Annotated in this window: 16 protein-coding genes; 7 read left to right on the top strand and 9 right to left on the bottom strand. The window is 34.6% G+C overall.

What is annotated here, in order from left to right; translation table 11 throughout:
* Positions 1–28 precede the first annotated feature (28 nt).
* From GGR32_RS07545 to nadC, 3 genes are read right to left on the bottom strand one after another with little or no spacing between them, the layout of a single operon-like run.
* Positions 29–589 carry a chalcone isomerase family protein gene (locus tag GGR32_RS07545; RefSeq protein WP_183477586.1) on the bottom strand — a complete coding sequence of 187 codons (561 nt, stop codon included), beginning with the start codon at positions 587–589 and terminating at the stop codon, positions 29–31.
* 42 nt (positions 590–631) lie between these two features.
* Positions 632–1,552, bottom strand: a complete 921-nt coding sequence (locus tag GGR32_RS07550) for a YihY/virulence factor BrkB family protein (protein ID WP_183477587.1) — start codon at positions 1,550–1,552, stop codon at positions 632–634.
* A 3-nt stretch (positions 1,553–1,555) separates the two neighbouring features.
* A complete protein-coding gene (gene nadC, locus GGR32_RS07555; RefSeq protein ID WP_183477588.1) occupies positions 1,556–2,413 on the bottom strand; it encodes a carboxylating nicotinate-nucleotide diphosphorylase in 858 nt (285 codons plus the stop codon).
* 51 nt (positions 2,414–2,464) lie between these two features.
* Between nadC and rlmH the strand changes: the two genes are divergently transcribed.
* The 4 genes from rlmH (at position 2,465) to GGR32_RS07575 (ending at position 6,221) form a co-directional block, all read left to right on the top strand.
* Positions 2,465–2,938 (top strand): 23S rRNA (pseudouridine(1915)-N(3))-methyltransferase RlmH, encoded by a 474-nt coding sequence (gene rlmH, locus GGR32_RS07560; protein ID WP_183477589.1) that lies wholly within the window; start codon positions 2,465–2,467, stop codon positions 2,936–2,938.
* Positions 2,939–2,967: 29 nt separating this feature from the next.
* Positions 2,968–3,546, top strand: a complete 579-nt coding sequence (locus GGR32_RS07565; RefSeq protein WP_183477590.1) for a non-canonical purine NTP diphosphatase — start codon at positions 2,968–2,970, stop codon at positions 3,544–3,546.
* Positions 3,547–3,602: 56 nt separating this feature from the next.
* Positions 3,603–5,372, top strand: a complete 1,770-nt coding sequence (locus GGR32_RS07570; RefSeq protein WP_183477591.1) for a DEAD/DEAH box helicase — start codon at positions 3,603–3,605, stop codon at positions 5,370–5,372.
* Between the two features lie 72 nt (positions 5,373–5,444).
* On the top strand, positions 5,445–6,221 hold the full coding sequence (locus GGR32_RS07575) for a carboxypeptidase-like regulatory domain-containing protein (RefSeq protein WP_183477592.1): 777 nt from the start codon (positions 5,445–5,447) through the stop codon (positions 6,219–6,221).
* Positions 6,222–6,230: 9 nt separating this feature from the next.
* On the opposite strand, the gene GGR32_RS07580 is transcribed toward GGR32_RS07575, so the two are convergent.
* Positions 6,231–6,887: a TrmH family RNA methyltransferase gene (locus tag GGR32_RS07580; RefSeq protein WP_183477593.1), complete on the bottom strand. Its 657-nt coding sequence runs from the start codon at positions 6,885–6,887 to the stop codon at positions 6,231–6,233.
* A gap of 139 nt (positions 6,888–7,026) precedes the next feature.
* On the opposite strand from GGR32_RS07580, the gene GGR32_RS07585 reads away from it, so the two are divergent.
* Entirely contained in the window at positions 7,027–7,704 is a 678-nt protein-coding gene (locus GGR32_RS07585) for an SIR2 family NAD-dependent protein deacylase (RefSeq protein WP_183477594.1), read from the top strand.
* Position 7,705: 1 nt separating this feature from the next.
* Complete coding sequence (locus tag GGR32_RS07590; protein WP_183477595.1) at positions 7,706–8,251, top strand: hypothetical protein; 546 nt, start codon at positions 7,706–7,708, stop codon at positions 8,249–8,251.
* Here GGR32_RS07590 and GGR32_RS07595 read toward each other — a convergent pair.
* Positions 8,241–9,113, bottom strand: a complete 873-nt coding sequence (locus tag GGR32_RS07595) for a DMT family transporter (protein WP_183477596.1) — start codon at positions 9,111–9,113, stop codon at positions 8,241–8,243. The genes GGR32_RS07590 and GGR32_RS07595 overlap by 11 nt on opposite strands.
* Before the next feature lie 158 nt (positions 9,114–9,271).
* Between GGR32_RS07595 and purB the strand changes: the two genes are divergently transcribed.
* Entirely contained in the window at positions 9,272–10,606 is a 1,335-nt protein-coding gene (gene purB, locus GGR32_RS07600; RefSeq protein ID WP_183477597.1) for an adenylosuccinate lyase, read from the top strand.
* Positions 10,607–10,840: 234 nt separating this feature from the next.
* Here purB and GGR32_RS07605 read toward each other — a convergent pair whose 3' ends face one another.
* The 4 genes from GGR32_RS07605 to GGR32_RS07620 all read right to left on the bottom strand — a co-directional run bounded on the left by GGR32_RS07605 (position 10,841) and on the right by GGR32_RS07620 (position 14,427).
* Entirely contained in the window at positions 10,841–11,965 is a 1,125-nt protein-coding gene (locus GGR32_RS07605; RefSeq protein ID WP_183477598.1) for a hypothetical protein, read from the bottom strand.
* 228 nt (positions 11,966–12,193) lie between these two features.
* Positions 12,194–12,601: a hypothetical protein gene (locus GGR32_RS07610; protein WP_183477599.1), complete on the bottom strand. Its 408-nt coding sequence runs from the start codon at positions 12,599–12,601 to the stop codon at positions 12,194–12,196.
* Positions 12,602–12,622: 21 nt separating this feature from the next.
* Positions 12,623–13,009: a GreA/GreB family elongation factor gene (locus GGR32_RS07615; protein ID WP_183477600.1), complete on the bottom strand. Its 387-nt coding sequence runs from the start codon at positions 13,007–13,009 to the stop codon at positions 12,623–12,625.
* A 137-nt stretch (positions 13,010–13,146) separates the two neighbouring features.
* On the bottom strand, positions 13,147–14,427 hold the full coding sequence (locus GGR32_RS07620) for a Glu/Leu/Phe/Val family dehydrogenase (protein WP_183477601.1): 1,281 nt from the start codon (positions 14,425–14,427) through the stop codon (positions 13,147–13,149).
* Positions 14,428–14,587: the final 160 nt, after the last annotated feature.

Here is a 14,587-nt window from a genome sequence, read left to right on the forward strand (position 1 = left end):
CATAAAAATAATTTATTTTGTGGAAATTTTATTTCCCTAGCATTTTTTCTTTCAAATTGTCATCGGCAGCTTTGTTAGATAGCCATATTCCAAATAAAGCCGTTTTAAAATCTAAACCTGGTATCACTCCTTTTTTAACACCGTTTTTATAAGCAATTGTACCTTTTCCTGGTATGTACAGCAAATCAAATTCATCTCCTTTTACAATTTCGTCCTTAAAAAATTCTATAAAACTATCTATACGTTTTCGTATGGAAGCCGTATTGCCGTTGGTAGAATTTTTAAAACCTTCCTCTACTGCATCAATCATTTTTTTACTTGTTATTAGCTTAGAAACAATATGAAGGCGTACCGACATTGGTTTATTACTGGTTAATATCTGTTTTGTATCCGAAGATTTTTCCTGTAGGTATAATGCCGCTACATAAAGATCTATCCATAATTTTTCTCGAACTCCTCCTCCGTTATAGAGAAGTTTTTGTTCATTTAAATTCAATTGTTCTGGGAGTGCTACCCCAGAAACACGCTGCTGAGCATTGCTTACAGAAAACAGCCCTAAAGCAATAAAAAGAAAAAAACACTTCTTCATTAATAATAATTTTAAATTAACAATAAACAGAATGTTAATATACTAATTTTTCTTCTTTAATTTTGTAATTGCTGCATTTAATTCGAAACCTAGCAATAAAATATTCGAATTAATCCAAATATAAAGCATCAAAATAAGCAAAGCGCCTATCGAGCCATAAAGTTCGTTATAGGTACTAAAATTTTCGATATATATCGAAAACAAAAAGGTAGTTAATACAATAAGTATGGTGGTAAATAAAGCGCCTATAGAAAAAAAGTGCATTTGTCTTCCTTCTCTAGTTCCAAAATAATATAAAATAGCGCTTATTAGGTAAACCATCCCTATAAAAACGGTATATCTTCCTATTTCTGCCCAGAGAATACCCGTATCAGCAAACATTCCGTAGATTTTTAGCTTTTCTATAATAAAGGTGAGGTAAATTGTTAAGATAACAGCCAATAATAACAAGAAAGCAATGATAATAGAAACCCCTAAAGCTACCATATATTGCCTAATAATGGTTCGGTTTATGCTTACATGGTATGAATACTCAAACCCTGTAAATACCGCATTTACACCATTTGCCATTAGAAATACAGAAAGGATAAACACAAATGAAAGTAATCCTGCCCGAGGGTTGTTGGCGATATCGTAAAAAATATCGTTAAAAAATTCGGAGGTTTGCGGGGGTAAAAGTGAATCTAAAAAGCTGAGTAATTTTAACTGAAAATCATCTATAAACCAAACAAACGGAATAAGGTTTAGTATAAATAACAAAAAAGGGAAAATGGCCATAAAAAAGCTAAAAGCAACAGAGCCTGCCCTAGTTGAGAACGTTCCTTTTACTAAGCCTACAAAATAAATCCGAAGAAATTCAAACAACGATAATCCTTCCAATCCAGGAATAATTACACGTTTAAGCTGTGTAACTACCCAACTAATTACTGGAATAGTTTTTTTTATCTCAGGATTTTTAGACATTACCTACACTGCTTTTAAACTTAAATCTAAATTATATACCGAATGAGTTAAGGCACCGCTAGAAATATAATCTACACCACAAGCGGCGTATTTAGGAGCGGTTTCTAACGTAATTCCTCCACTAGATTCGGTTAAGCATGTATCGCCAATCATAGCGACTGCTTTTTTTGTATCTTCATAATTAAAATTATCAATTAAAATCCTAAAAACACCTTCGTTTTGCAAAATTTCTTTTATCTCATTTAAATCTCTAGCCTCTACTATAATTTTCAAATCCAAATTATTTTCTGCTAGATATTTTTTGGTTTTTGTGATTGCTTTGGTGATTCCTCCTGCAAAATCTATATGATTATCTTTTAACATTATCATATCATACAAAGCAAACCTATGGTTTTCTCCGCCTCCAATTTTAACCGCCCATTTCTCTAAAGCCCTAATGCCTGGAGTTGTTTTTCGAGTATCTAAAATTTTTGTTTTTGTACCTTCCAACAAACTTGCAAAAGCATTGGTTTTGGTAGCTATCGCACTCATACGCTGCATGGCATTGAGTACTAAACGCTCTGCTTTCAGAATAGCTTGACTATTTCCCGAAACATAAAAAGCCACATCGCCAGGTTTTATTTTCTCCCCATCGTTTATTAGCACTTCTACCTTAAGTTGCGTATCTACATAAGCAAAAACTTGTTTTGCAAAATCTACCCCGGCTAAAATACCTGTATCTTTTACCAATAATTTTGCTTTACCTTCGGCAGTAGCAGGAATACAGGCTAAAGAGCTAAAATCGCCCGCTCCGACATCTTCACGAATCGCATTGGCAATAATAATATCTATTTCTTTTTGAAACTCGGTTTGGCTTATCATAAGATTACATATATTTTTGCTAAAATAACAAAGTAATTGCGAACTTTAAAGATGAATATAAAATTACTTGCCATAGGTAAAACCGACGATAAAGATTTAGCCAAACTTATACAACAGTATACCAAACGGCTTAAACATTATACGAATTTTGATATTGAAGTTATCCCTGATATTAAAAAAAGTAAACACCTTTCTGAAACCCTTCAGAAACAAAAAGAAGGTGAGCTTATTTTACAAAAAACAACCCCAGCAGATATTTTAATTCTTTTAGATGAAAACGGAAAAAATTTCACTTCCTTAGAATTTTCATCTTGGCTGCAAAAAAAGTTTAATACAGGCATGAAACAGCTTATCTTTGTTATTGGTGGTCCTTACGGATTTTCGGAAGAAGTTTATCAACGGGCAAATCAAAAAATAGCTTTATCAAAAATGACTTTTTCTCACCAAATGGTTCGTTTATTCTTTGTAGAGCAGCTCTACCGTGGGTTTAGTATTTTACGTAACGAACCTTATCACCACCAATAAAAACCTTACGCTAAAAAACTTTTATACTTATGAAACTTGTATTTGCATCGAACAACAAAAATAAAATAGCCGAAATAAAAAAACTACTTCCCAATACCATCCAGCTCCTATCATTAGCAGATATCGGCTGCCATGAAGATATTGCCGAAACAGCAAACACCATAGAGGGCAACGCTCAATTAAAGGCTAATTATGTAAAAAAACACTACCATTACAATTGCTTTTCCGACGATACAGGGCTCGAAGTAGAAGCCTTAAACGGGGCCCCAGGTGTGTTTTCTGCTCGTTATGCAGGCGAACATAAAAACGATACCGATAATATTAAAAAATTGCTTTTAAATTTAGCAGAAACCAAAAACAGGAAAGCCCAATTTAAAACGGTAATTAGTCTTTATTTAGACAATCAAGAATTTAATTTTACAGGCATTTGCAAAGGAGAAATAACCACACAACCCGCAGGTACAAAAGGTTTTGGATACGACCCAATCTTCACTCCTGAAGGATACCAAGAAACTTTTGCCGAAATGCCACAAGATGAAAAGAATAAAATAAGCCACCGAGGCAAAGCACTTCAAAAACTTTTAGCTTTTTTAGAAAACAAATCTTAATTAAACACCTATAAGCTGCTTAATTATAACTATCTTCGCCCCCTATTTTTTAGTATATGAATAAATTTGAAAACTTGGGGTTAGCTCCTCATTTGCTAGACGCGATTAACGATATGGGATTTACGACACCTAGCGAGGTGCAATCTCAGGCTATCCCACTATTACTATCTCAAGAAACCGATTTGGTGGCTCTTGCGCAAACAGGCACAGGAAAAACCGCCGCATTTGGTTTTCCGCTCATCCAGAAAATCCAAGACACCAGTAAGCAAACACAAGGACTTATCCTCTCACCTACGCGTGAACTTTGCCTACAAATTACAAACGAGCTTAAAAATTATGCCAAATACCTCCCAAAACTTAATGTAGTTGCCATTTATGGAGGCGCCAGCATTACCGACCAAGCAAGACAAATAGAGCGCGGTGCACAAATTGTTGTGGCAACACCAGGGAGAATGAAAGATATGATTGGCCGAAAAATGGTCGATATTTCTTCCATAGACTATTGTGTTCTAGACGAAGCTGACGAAATGCTAAACATGGGGTTCTATGAAGATATAAAAGATATCTTAAAACATACGCCAGAACAGAAAAAAACATGGTTATTTAGTGCCACTATGCCTAAAGAAGTAGCTACTATTGCGAAAGAATTTATGCAAACGCCTAAAGAAATAACCGTAGGTAGTAAAAACGAAGGAAGCAAAAATGTATCTCACGAATATTACCTTGCTGCAGGACGCGACCGATATTACACCCTAAAACGTTTAGCAGATGCAAACCCCGATATTTTTTCTGTTATATTTTGCCGTACCAAAAGAGATACCCAAAAAGTAGCCGAAAAACTTATCGAAGACGGATACAATGCCGCTGCATTACATGGAGATTTAAGCCAAAACCAACGTGATTTGGTTATGAAAAGTTTCCGTTCGCACCAAATTCAAATGCTCGTAGCTACCGATGTAGCCGCAAGAGGAATTGATGTTGACGACGTAACCCATGTAATAAATTACCAATTACCAGACGAGATTGAAACCTATACACACCGTAGCGGACGTACAGGGCGTGCCGGAAAAAAAGGTATCTCGATGGTTATTATCACCAAAAGCGAACTGCGTAAAATTAAAGCGATAGAACGTATTATAAAGCAAAATTTCGAACAAAAAAACATCCCTAGCGGAGAAGAAATTTGCGAAGTACAATTGTTTCACTTAGCAAACAGCATTAAAGAAACATCTATTCACCCTGAAATAGATAAATTTTTACCAAAACTAGAAGAAACACTACAAGATTTTTCTAAAGAAGAACTCATTAAAAAGTTTTTCTCGGTAGAATTTACACGTTTCTACAATTACTATAAAAACTCAAAAGACCTCAACCAAAGTGCTTCTGCCGATTATCGTAGTGGCGAAGATACAGGCGATAGCATACGTTATTTTATAAATGTTGGAGCCAAGGATGATTTTACTTGGATGACGTTAAAGGATTACCTTAAAGATAAATTAGGGGTAAAAGATGCCGTTTATAAAGTAGATGTAAAAGATAGTTTTTCTTTCTTTAATACCGACGCAAATTTAGCCGATAAAGTAGCCGAAATTTTTAAAGAGGTTTACCACCAAGGTAGAAAAATAAGCATCGAAGTAACCAAAAACAGCGAAAACGCTGGTGGACGAAGAAAGTCTTCTAGACGCTCTGAATCTGGAGGTAAAAAAAGAGATTTTAAACGCCGAGGAAACTTTAGCAAATCAGGCAACAGCAAACCTACTAAAGATAAAAGCTCTAGAAAATCTAATATAAAAAGTTCGATTAACCGAAGAAAACGCAAAAAATAGCTTTTTCTATTGCAAATTCTAGCTGCTTAACTAATTTTTACTATTTTTCAGAAAAATTAGAATTTTACACCTATGCGTTTTATAACAACTTTTATAAGTGTTTTCATCATAAGCATTACAACTCTTGTTGCTCAACAAACCGAGCAACAAGAGTTAATTCTCATAAAAGGAGCTGTACTTAATGCTGCTAACGATAAACCCTTAGAAAACGTAAACATTATCAACCTTACGCAAGTAAAAGGAACCATTACCAAAAAAGATGGCTCGTTTAAAATTAACGCTGCCTTAAACGATACATTATACTTTACTTACCTCGGTTTCCGTCCTATTGAAGTTAAAATAACCCAAGATTGGGTAAAATATGGCGACATCAAAATAAAGATGACAGAATCGGCCATTGCCTTAGAACAAGTTACCGTACAACCGGTAAAACTTACAGGTTTTTTAGAAATAGATGCTAAAAACATCCCGATATACGAAAATCACCGATATAGCATTTCTGGCTTAAATTATGGTTATGAAGTAGGCGATACACAACCAGGTGCTTTTACAAGAACTTTAGAGTCTATTTTTAACCCCGCAGATTTTCTGTATAATATTTTTGGGAAACGCCCTAAGCAAATGCGTAAGCTCAAAAAAATGAAAGAGCAGGATGAAATTGTAAACCTATTGCAGCAAAAATTTGACAGAGAAACACTCGCTGCTTTATTGCAAGTAACCACAGTAGATTTAGATGAAATTCTTAGAAAATGCGACTATTCTGAAAGCTTTATAAAAACCGCCAACGACTTGCAAATCTTAGAGGCCATAAATAGTTGCTACGAAGAATACAAAGTACTTCAGAAATAAAAATTTACGCTATATTTTTGTCTCAAAACGAGCAATAATTTCCTCACTGCTTTTTATGGTATTCTTAAGCCATTGCAACAAGGTAAAACGCCTGTCTTCCTCGGTTAATTGCCAAGACAAATTACTTTGACGTAAACGCGTGGTTAAACTCTGTAAAATGATCGCTGCAGATACCGAAATATTTAAACTTTCGGTAAAGCCTACCATAGGAACTTTTAAAAACCCATCGGCCTTACTTAGCACCTCATCACTAAGCCCGTCCCTTTCTGTCCCAAAAAACAAAGCCGCAGGTTTTGTTATATCAAAATCATGCAATAAACAAGCATCATTATGCGGAGTGGTAGCAATAATCTGATAATTGGCATCTCGTAAATGCGCAATACATTGGGTTACGCTTGTGTGTCTATTAACATGTACCCACTTTTGGGCGCCCATAGCAATTTCTCTATCAATACGTTTGATATTTTTCTCTTCAACTACATGTACATTTTGCACCCCAAAAACATCGCAACTGCGTATTACTGCACTGGTGTTATGCAACTGATAAACATCTTCGGTAACCACCGTAAAATGATTTGTACGTAATGCCAATTTTTCTTGAAATAGGTTTTTCCTCTTAGGGGTTAAATACGCCTGCATGTAATCCAAAAGCTCAATATCAATCATAAAAAATTTTTTAACTGCGCCAAATTTACAGAAATTTAATCTACCTTACCTGATATAGAGAAATAAGCTTATTTAAAACATTACATTTTATAAGTCTAGAAAAATAATTATTTTTAAAAAAGGAAAACAACTCGTAATTATGGAAAAAATAACCGTTTTAACCGGTGCCGGTATAAGCGCAGAAAGCGGAATAAAAACTTTTAGAGATGCTGATGGATTATGGGAAGGGCACAATGTAATGGAAGTTGCCTCACCCGAAGGCTGGCTAAAAAACCCAAGCTTAGTACTAGATTTCTATAATAAAAGACGAAAACAATTATTAGCTGTAACCCCCAACACAGCACATAAGGCCTTAGTAAATTTAGAGCACAAATACCAGGTTACGATTATCACACAAAATGTAGACGACCTTCACGAGCGCGCAGGAAGCAGCCATATTATTCATTTACATGGAGAGCTCCTAAAAGCAAGAAGCACTCACAACCCACAAGAAATCTATGAGTGGAAAAACGACATTAAATTAGGGGATGTTTGCACTAAAAAACACCAACTACGCCCACATATTGTTTGGTTTGGCGAGGAAGTCCCAATGCTTGATGCTGCGATAGAAATTGTAAGCCAAACCGATATTTTGATTATTATAGGAACCTCGATGCAAGTCTATCCCGCAGCAAGCTTGCTTCATTATAAAAAAACAAATACCCCTGTTTATTTTATAGACCCTAATCCTGCCATAACACCAAAAAACAATCTTTTTGTTTATAAAGAAAAAGCTAGTCTTGGCGTTCCTAAAGTAGTCGCAAAACTTTTAGAGTAATATGGATAAAGAAACGCTAAACCAACTTGCCAAGGTAAACACTAAACCCGAAAACAGAGAAGTACTTCTTTCTAGGCTGCAACAAGACCCTAATTTCTTCTACCTATTACTAAGCTATATAAAAGACGAAAACCCACAAGCCTCCCATGCTGCCAGAGCCATAGAACTAGCAAGCCTAGAAAACACTTCCTTAATAACACCTCATATAGATATTTTAATAAACATAGGAGAAAACACCACTAATCACAGCATCATTAGAGCTGTAGCAAAGCTGCTTGAAGTACTTACCTGCACCAAGTTAAGCCTTAATTTCACTCCTTTACAGGCAAGCAAGATTACAGAAATCTGCTTCGATTGGCTTATTGGAAATTACAAAACCGCTGCAAAAGCCTACAGTATGAATATACTTTTTTATTTAGGTAAAAACGAAGCTTGGATTTACCCTGAATTAACAGCCATACTAAAGCAACAATTACCTAACAACAGCAAAGGCTTTAAAGCTAGGGCTAGAAAAATAATACATACTATCGAGAGAACTACTTCTTAAACCCAGGCAGTAAAGGTTTTGGGATAAAGGTAATCGCAATTCCAAACAATAACACCACGCCTCCCATTATCATGTTTACATTAATCTCCTCATTAATAAACAACCACGCCAAAATACCTGTTAGAAAAGCTTGCGATAACAAACTTAAGGATACACGTGTTGCACGCATGTGCTGGATAGCAAAACTCAGCATAAACCAAGCCAGCAATTGACAAACTATAGCCTGAATCACTAACACCAACCAGGCTTTATCAGAAAAACCGTAAAAAGCCTCTCCTGCCAAAGCATTTACAATGGCTAAAAAAATGGAAGAAGCAAATAAATTAATCAACATAAATGTAGGCACATTTACCTCCGCCAACACTTTTTTTGCAGTTAATAAATAAGCAGAATAAAACACGCCTGAAAGAATCCCAAAAAGAAAGCCCTTATCAAACTTTAATTCTATAAAGAAATCTATCCCTACAATAACAACCATTCCTATAAATGCTACTAACGTACCTATCCAGAAGTTAATACGCGGATTATCTTTATAAAATAAATAAGCACCTATCCCTACCCAAATTGGCGATAAGTTGGTAAGCAAGGAAGCTTGTGTTGCTGTAGATTCGTGAATAGCAGTATTCCAAACTGCTACATCAGAACCAAACAACACCCCGCAAAGTGCCGATAAAAGAATAAACTTACCGCTAGGAAGTTTAAATTTTTTAAACAAAAAAACAGCAGGCAACAAAACCACAAAAGCAATTGCCATGCGATAAAATGCCGAAATTAATCCAGAGGTGTAACCTAGTTTCACCAATATCGGAAAGATAGAAATGCTTATAATTCCTATAAGAAGAGCGAGTCTTGGCTTATTCATTTTCAAAATAATTAAGCCGCAAATTTAGCTAAAGAATCAACGTTAAAGAGGTTAATTTTTTCCCAAAAAAACACCGATAAAATCGAGTAGTTTTTTTCTTTAATTTACAAGAACACGTATCTTTACCTTTTATAAATTTTCATTAAAAAACAACACACATGACTCCGTTACAAGCTATTTCTCCTATCGATGGAAGGTACCACAACAAAACGGCTACATTAAGCAATTATTTTAGCGAAGAAGCACTTATAAAATACCGCATCAAAATAGAAATTGAATATTTTATTGCTTTATGCGAAAATAAACTTCCGCAATTAAACGATGTATCGCCAGAAATTTTTGACAAGCTACGTACCATCTATCAAAACTTTTCTAGCGCAGATGCTTTAGCGGTAAAAGAAATAGAAAAAGTAACCAACCACGACGTAAAAGCAGTTGAATATTTTATTAAAGATAAATTTGAAGCTCTTGGTTTAACAAAAAGTAAAGAGTTTATCCATTTTGGACTAACCTCTCAAGATATTAATAATACAGCTGTACCGCTTTCACTAAAAGATGCCCTTGAAGAAATTTTTATTCCTCAAATTGGGCAACTTATCACAAAATTATCACAGCTTTCTGAAGACTGGAAAAACATTCCTATGCTTGCCAGAACACACGGGCAACCAGCCTCGCCTACCCGATTAGGAAAAGAAATTGCTATTTTCACTACACGAATACAAGAACAATTGGAATTATTGAAAGCAATTCCTACCGCTGCAAAATTTGGTGGAGCTACAGGAAATTTTAACGCTCACCATGTTGCATACCCTAATACCGATTGGAAAAAATTTGCCACCAACTTTGTAAAAAGTTTAGGGATGAAACACTCTTTCCCTACTACGCAAATAGAGCATTACGATTATATTGCGGCTACCTTCGATGCGTTAAAACGCATTAACACCATTATTCTAGATTTAGATAGAGATATGTGGACGTATATCTCGATGGATTACTTTAAGCAGAAAATTAAAGCTGGAGAAGTAGGTTCCTCTGCTATGCCGCATAAAGTAAACCCTATAGATTTTGAAAACAGCGAAGGTAACATAGGGATAGCGAACGCTATTTACGAGCACCTAGCAGCAAAACTCCCTGTAAGCAGATTACAACGCGACCTCACCGACAGTACCGTATTACGTAATATTGGTGTACCTATTGGGCATAGCCTTATAGCCTTACAAGCAACTTTAAAAGGGCTAAACAAACTACTTCTTAACGAAGATAAACTTAAACAAGACTTAGAGAACAATTGGGCTGTAGTTGCAGAAGCTATCCAAACTATTTTACGACGAGAAGCATACCCAAATCCTTATGAAGCCTTAAAAGGTTTAACGCGTACCAACGAGAAAATTAACGCTAAACGTATTGCCGATTTTATAGACACCCTAGAGGTAAACGATGCTATAAAAGCAGAGCTTAAAGCAATTACGCCTGAAAACTACACAGGAATATAAAACTTTTCTTTAAAAATAAAAAAGCGGCTTACCGAGAGGAAGCTGCTTTTTTATGATATAATTGTCACGTCCTGAAATAGCGATACAAAAACAAATTAGTTTTAAAAACGCTTTTACTACTAATGCTTGGCCTAAATATAGCATACAATTATGTTTAATTGATTTCGAAAATTAGGTTTCAACTACAAAAATAAAAACGCAACAATACAAGACAACCTTTACTGCTATATTCAATTACTTGCTATAAACTATATTTATACGTTTATCATCATAACGAATAGACTTCGTGGTGCCTTTCCAAGAATAAATCTTTCCTGATGGCTTATTATAACTAAAGTCTATTTCTGAAATATCTTTTAAAGACAAATAAGACATAATAAAACTAAGCATTTCAGATTTTGAATCACCAATATACACCCTTGCATTAAAAGAATTCCCATTCCTTGAAAGATTTATCTTTTTAGACTGATATTCAAACTCATAAGAAAACATTGCTTCACTATACACTGTAGATTTCTTTAGCTTTTTTATTTTAGAATCCTTTGCTAATAACTCATCCAATTGTTCATGACTATATGTAGACAGGTCGTCCCTATACATAAACTTGGGTATATAATCATTTTCTATGCTATTAAATCCTCTTACAAATACACTTTGATCATCTATAAGATAATAATCATTAATATCCCAGGAAGGCACTATATTTTGCTGTGTTGTAGCAATCGCTAATCCCTTAATACGCATATAAACATCTCCCGCTGCTTTAAATCCAACATTTCGAATACTATATAATCCATAGGGAAGTACTCCATATTTTTGTTTATTCAAATAAACCACTATCTTCTTTGCTGTATTGTCTATACGAAGTTGAATTGATACGTCTTTATTTAAAATATCAGGATTAATAGGTACTTTTAAGCCAACACCATTATTGGTATTATTATTTATAAACAAATAATATTTATTGTCTTGAGCTAGAATACCAATGGCCATCCCTTCATAAGGCTCTAGGTAACCATTAACGATACGTTTAGCGTTTTTCATTAATAACATACCTCCCAATGCCCCAAAAGAAGAACTGGGATCAAAATGTTTAACCGAAAATACCATTTGTATAACATACTGACTTTTACCATACAGATCAAACTTTTCCTTAGAAACCCCAAATATTTCCCCTTTACTCCTCTTATTTCTGATAAAGTAATGATTGTCCTTAATTTTAGAAAAATACTCCTCGCCAGTTAATTGCCTCCACTGCCTTTGATTGGTAGTAAAATCTTCCTTTAAAACTACCTGTACCTCTTGTGCTCCTACTAAAGCAGAACTCATAAAAAATAAGATACTTATTAATTTTTTCATCGTTAATGTTATGTTGTTAATAAACTATACTTTGTGGATTCAACTAATAAATGTAACCGAAATTATCTTATAAGGTTTAACGTACATGGATTTTTCGTAACGCCATCTTATTTTAATGCTTTAAACGGATAAAAAAACAGCACAAACAAGAATATTTGTACTGTTTAATAAAAAATTATTGGTTTAACCCTATATCCTTTTTTTTCAGAACGTTATAAGTTTTTCAACTTATATTCGTTCTTCAAAAAACACAAAAAGCTCTTCTTTTAAGGTTCTATAATTTTTAAAGAAGTTTTCTATTTTCTCTTTATAATCTTGGTGCTCATTTAGGTAATAAGTTTCGCAAGCCACATCATCACACTCGTTTATTCCTTCTGCATCTACGCTAAATCTTGCTACTTGAGAAAAAAAGTTGGCATGTATTTCTTCTATATTAAGAAGACTTTCTTTTAATTTATCCTTGCGGGATTTTTCGTTTTCGGCAACTTCCATTACAGAAGATAGTAGTAATTTTTTATAAAAACGAATTTCTGTTTCCGCAAAAGCCAATTTATCCTTCCAATCTATTAAGTCGGCTGAGTAATTAAGGAGTTGGATATCATCTCCATCATAATGTTGTTTTATCTTGTCTTCCATACTTAAGCTTTTTAAAAAAATTTAACTAGAAACATGTATAACCTCTATTTCTTTTTCTCCTGCAGGAAAATGCCATAATATTTTATCGCCTACAGCATAACCAAAAAGTCCTGCTGCCATTGGAGCGAGTATCGATATTTTATTAACTTTAATATCGCTCTTTTCTGGCGTTACAATTTGATATGTTTTTTCCTCTCCATTTGGCAATTTTATAGTTACATCTGAATTAAAACGAACAACATCTGCTGGCATATCGGCTTCTTTCACCACCTTCACTGTTTCGAGCTCTTTTGCTAATCTACTCAATGAAAGTTTAGAGTTTGCATCTTTATAATAATGACTAAGAGAAATGATTCGTTTTAGTAAATCAAAATCTCTTTCTTCTATAATCAGGGTACCGTACTTCATATTTCTATAGGGTATAAATAGAAAAGAGTGCCTAACATAAAAACATAAATATGTTGGGCACAGAGAGTTTGTTTTATATGCAGAGGTTAGAAAACCTTTGTTTTCTAACCTATAGACACTCTTTTCTTAATAATTATTTATGGAAAAATACCTCGCTGAGTATAAGCCATTTCTATACGTTTTATAGCAATGGTATAAGCAGCTGTTCTCCAATCTACTTTATTTGTATTAACTTCTTCTTCTACTTTCTTAAACACTTCGGTAAGCTTACGCTCTAATTTTTGCATTACTTCGTCTAGTTGCCATAATTCTCCATTACGGTTTTGCAACCATTCAAAATAGCTTCCTATTACCCCTCCAGAATTACATAGAATATCTGGAATAATGGTTACGCCATTTGCGAGTAATATTCTCTCTCCAGCATCGGTTGTTGGTCCATTAGCACCTTCTGCTACTAATTTTGCTTTTACCGCTCCTGCGGTTTCTTCAGTAAGCTGGTTTCCTAGGGCTGCAGGTATTAAAATATCACAAGTTAATCCAAAGAAAGAACTTGGGTCTATTTCTGTTGCTTTTTCATAGCCTTTTATCGAACCTTTTCTTGGTTTTGAGTGCTGATGTAGTTCTTCTACATCTATACCTTTTTCATCATATAAAGTAGCATGAGCATCTTGTACCGCAATAAGTTTGGCTCCATCTGCAACTGCAAATTTTGCTGCCCAATAGCCTACATTACCAAAACCTTGTACAGTAATTGTTTTTCCGTTATAGCTTTCTCCTTTACTTTCTAAATAAAGTTTTGTGGTAAGGTAAACTCCATAACCTGTTGCTCTATCACGCCCTTCTAAACCTCCTGTTCCTACAGGTTTCCCTGTTACTACATGTAAATTTTTAGATCGTTCTGATGGGGCTTTGGTAGACATGTAGGTGTCTGCAATCCAAGCCATTGTTTGTGCATTGGTATTTACGTCAGGTGCAGGTATATCATGTTCTGGCCCTATGTTATCTCCTAAGGCATAAGTAAAGCGGCGCGTAATTCGTTCTAATTCCCCAATAGAGTAATCTCTAGGATCTATTTGTATTCCTCCTTTTGCACCCCCATAAGGCAAGCCTGCAAGCGAAGTTTTCCAAGTCATCCAGATTGCTAAAGCTTTTGCAGCCTCAACATCTACTGTTGGGTGATAACGTAAGCCTCCTTTATATGGCCCTAGAGCATTGTTATGTTGCACACGGTATCCTGTAAACACTTCCACATTACCATTATCCATTCTCACTGGAAAATGAATTACAATCTCGTTATTTGTAATTCCTAGTATTTTTCTAATATTAGGATTTAACGCTATACGATCTGCAACAGAATTAAATTGCTGCATTACATTATCGTACATGGTTTTTGGTTTGGTTTCTTTTGTTTTAACCATAGTCTTATTAAAATTATTCGCAAATTATTTATGTTTCGCCAACCTACAGCATCTGTAATTATATCAGCAAAAATTAAAGCTAAGATACTTTCTTTATAAGAATTATCCACAGGCTTTAGTTTCTTATTTTAAAAAAATTAACAAATATTTTATTTTAGCG

Source organism: Mesonia hippocampi (assembly GCF_014197445.1).
Classification (GTDB): Bacteria; Bacteroidota; Bacteroidia; order Flavobacteriales; family Flavobacteriaceae; genus Mesonia; species Mesonia hippocampi.

Bases quoted from the DNA above. Each gene is read 5' to 3' on its own strand.
- GGR32_RS07545 (WP_183477586.1), bottom strand. From the start codon at position 589: ATGAAGAAGTGTTTTTTTCTTTTTATTGCTTTAGGGCTGTTTTCTGTA.
- GGR32_RS07550 (WP_183477587.1), bottom strand. From the start codon at position 1,552: ATGTCTAAAAATCCTGAGATAAAAAAAACTATTCCAGTAATTAGTTGG.
- nadC (WP_183477588.1), bottom strand. From the start codon at position 2,413: ATGATAAGCCAAACCGAGTTTCAAAAAGAAATAGATATTATTATTGCC.
- rlmH (WP_183477589.1), top strand. From the start codon at position 2,465: ATGAATATAAAATTACTTGCCATAGGTAAAACCGACGATAAAGATTTA.
- GGR32_RS07565 (WP_183477590.1), top strand. From the start codon at position 2,968: ATGAAACTTGTATTTGCATCGAACAACAAAAATAAAATAGCCGAAATA.
- GGR32_RS07570 (WP_183477591.1), top strand. From the start codon at position 3,603: ATGAATAAATTTGAAAACTTGGGGTTAGCTCCTCATTTGCTAGACGCG.
- GGR32_RS07575 (WP_183477592.1), top strand. From the start codon at position 5,445: ATGCGTTTTATAACAACTTTTATAAGTGTTTTCATCATAAGCATTACA.
- GGR32_RS07580 (WP_183477593.1), bottom strand. From the start codon at position 6,887: ATGATTGATATTGAGCTTTTGGATTACATGCAGGCGTATTTAACCCCT.
- GGR32_RS07585 (WP_183477594.1), top strand. From the start codon at position 7,027: ATGGAAAAAATAACCGTTTTAACCGGTGCCGGTATAAGCGCAGAAAGC.
- GGR32_RS07590 (WP_183477595.1), top strand. From the start codon at position 7,706: ATGGATAAAGAAACGCTAAACCAACTTGCCAAGGTAAACACTAAACCC.
- GGR32_RS07595 (WP_183477596.1), bottom strand. From the start codon at position 9,113: ATGAATAAGCCAAGACTCGCTCTTCTTATAGGAATTATAAGCATTTCT.
- purB (WP_183477597.1), top strand. From the start codon at position 9,272: ATGACTCCGTTACAAGCTATTTCTCCTATCGATGGAAGGTACCACAAC.
- GGR32_RS07605 (WP_183477598.1), bottom strand. From the start codon at position 11,965: ATGAAAAAATTAATAAGTATCTTATTTTTTATGAGTTCTGCTTTAGTA.
- GGR32_RS07610 (WP_183477599.1), bottom strand. From the start codon at position 12,601: ATGGAAGACAAGATAAAACAACATTATGATGGAGATGATATCCAACTC.
- GGR32_RS07615 (WP_183477600.1), bottom strand. From the start codon at position 13,009: ATGAAGTACGGTACCCTGATTATAGAAGAAAGAGATTTTGATTTACTA.
- GGR32_RS07620 (WP_183477601.1), bottom strand. From the start codon at position 14,427: ATGGTTAAAACAAAAGAAACCAAACCAAAAACCATGTACGATAATGTA.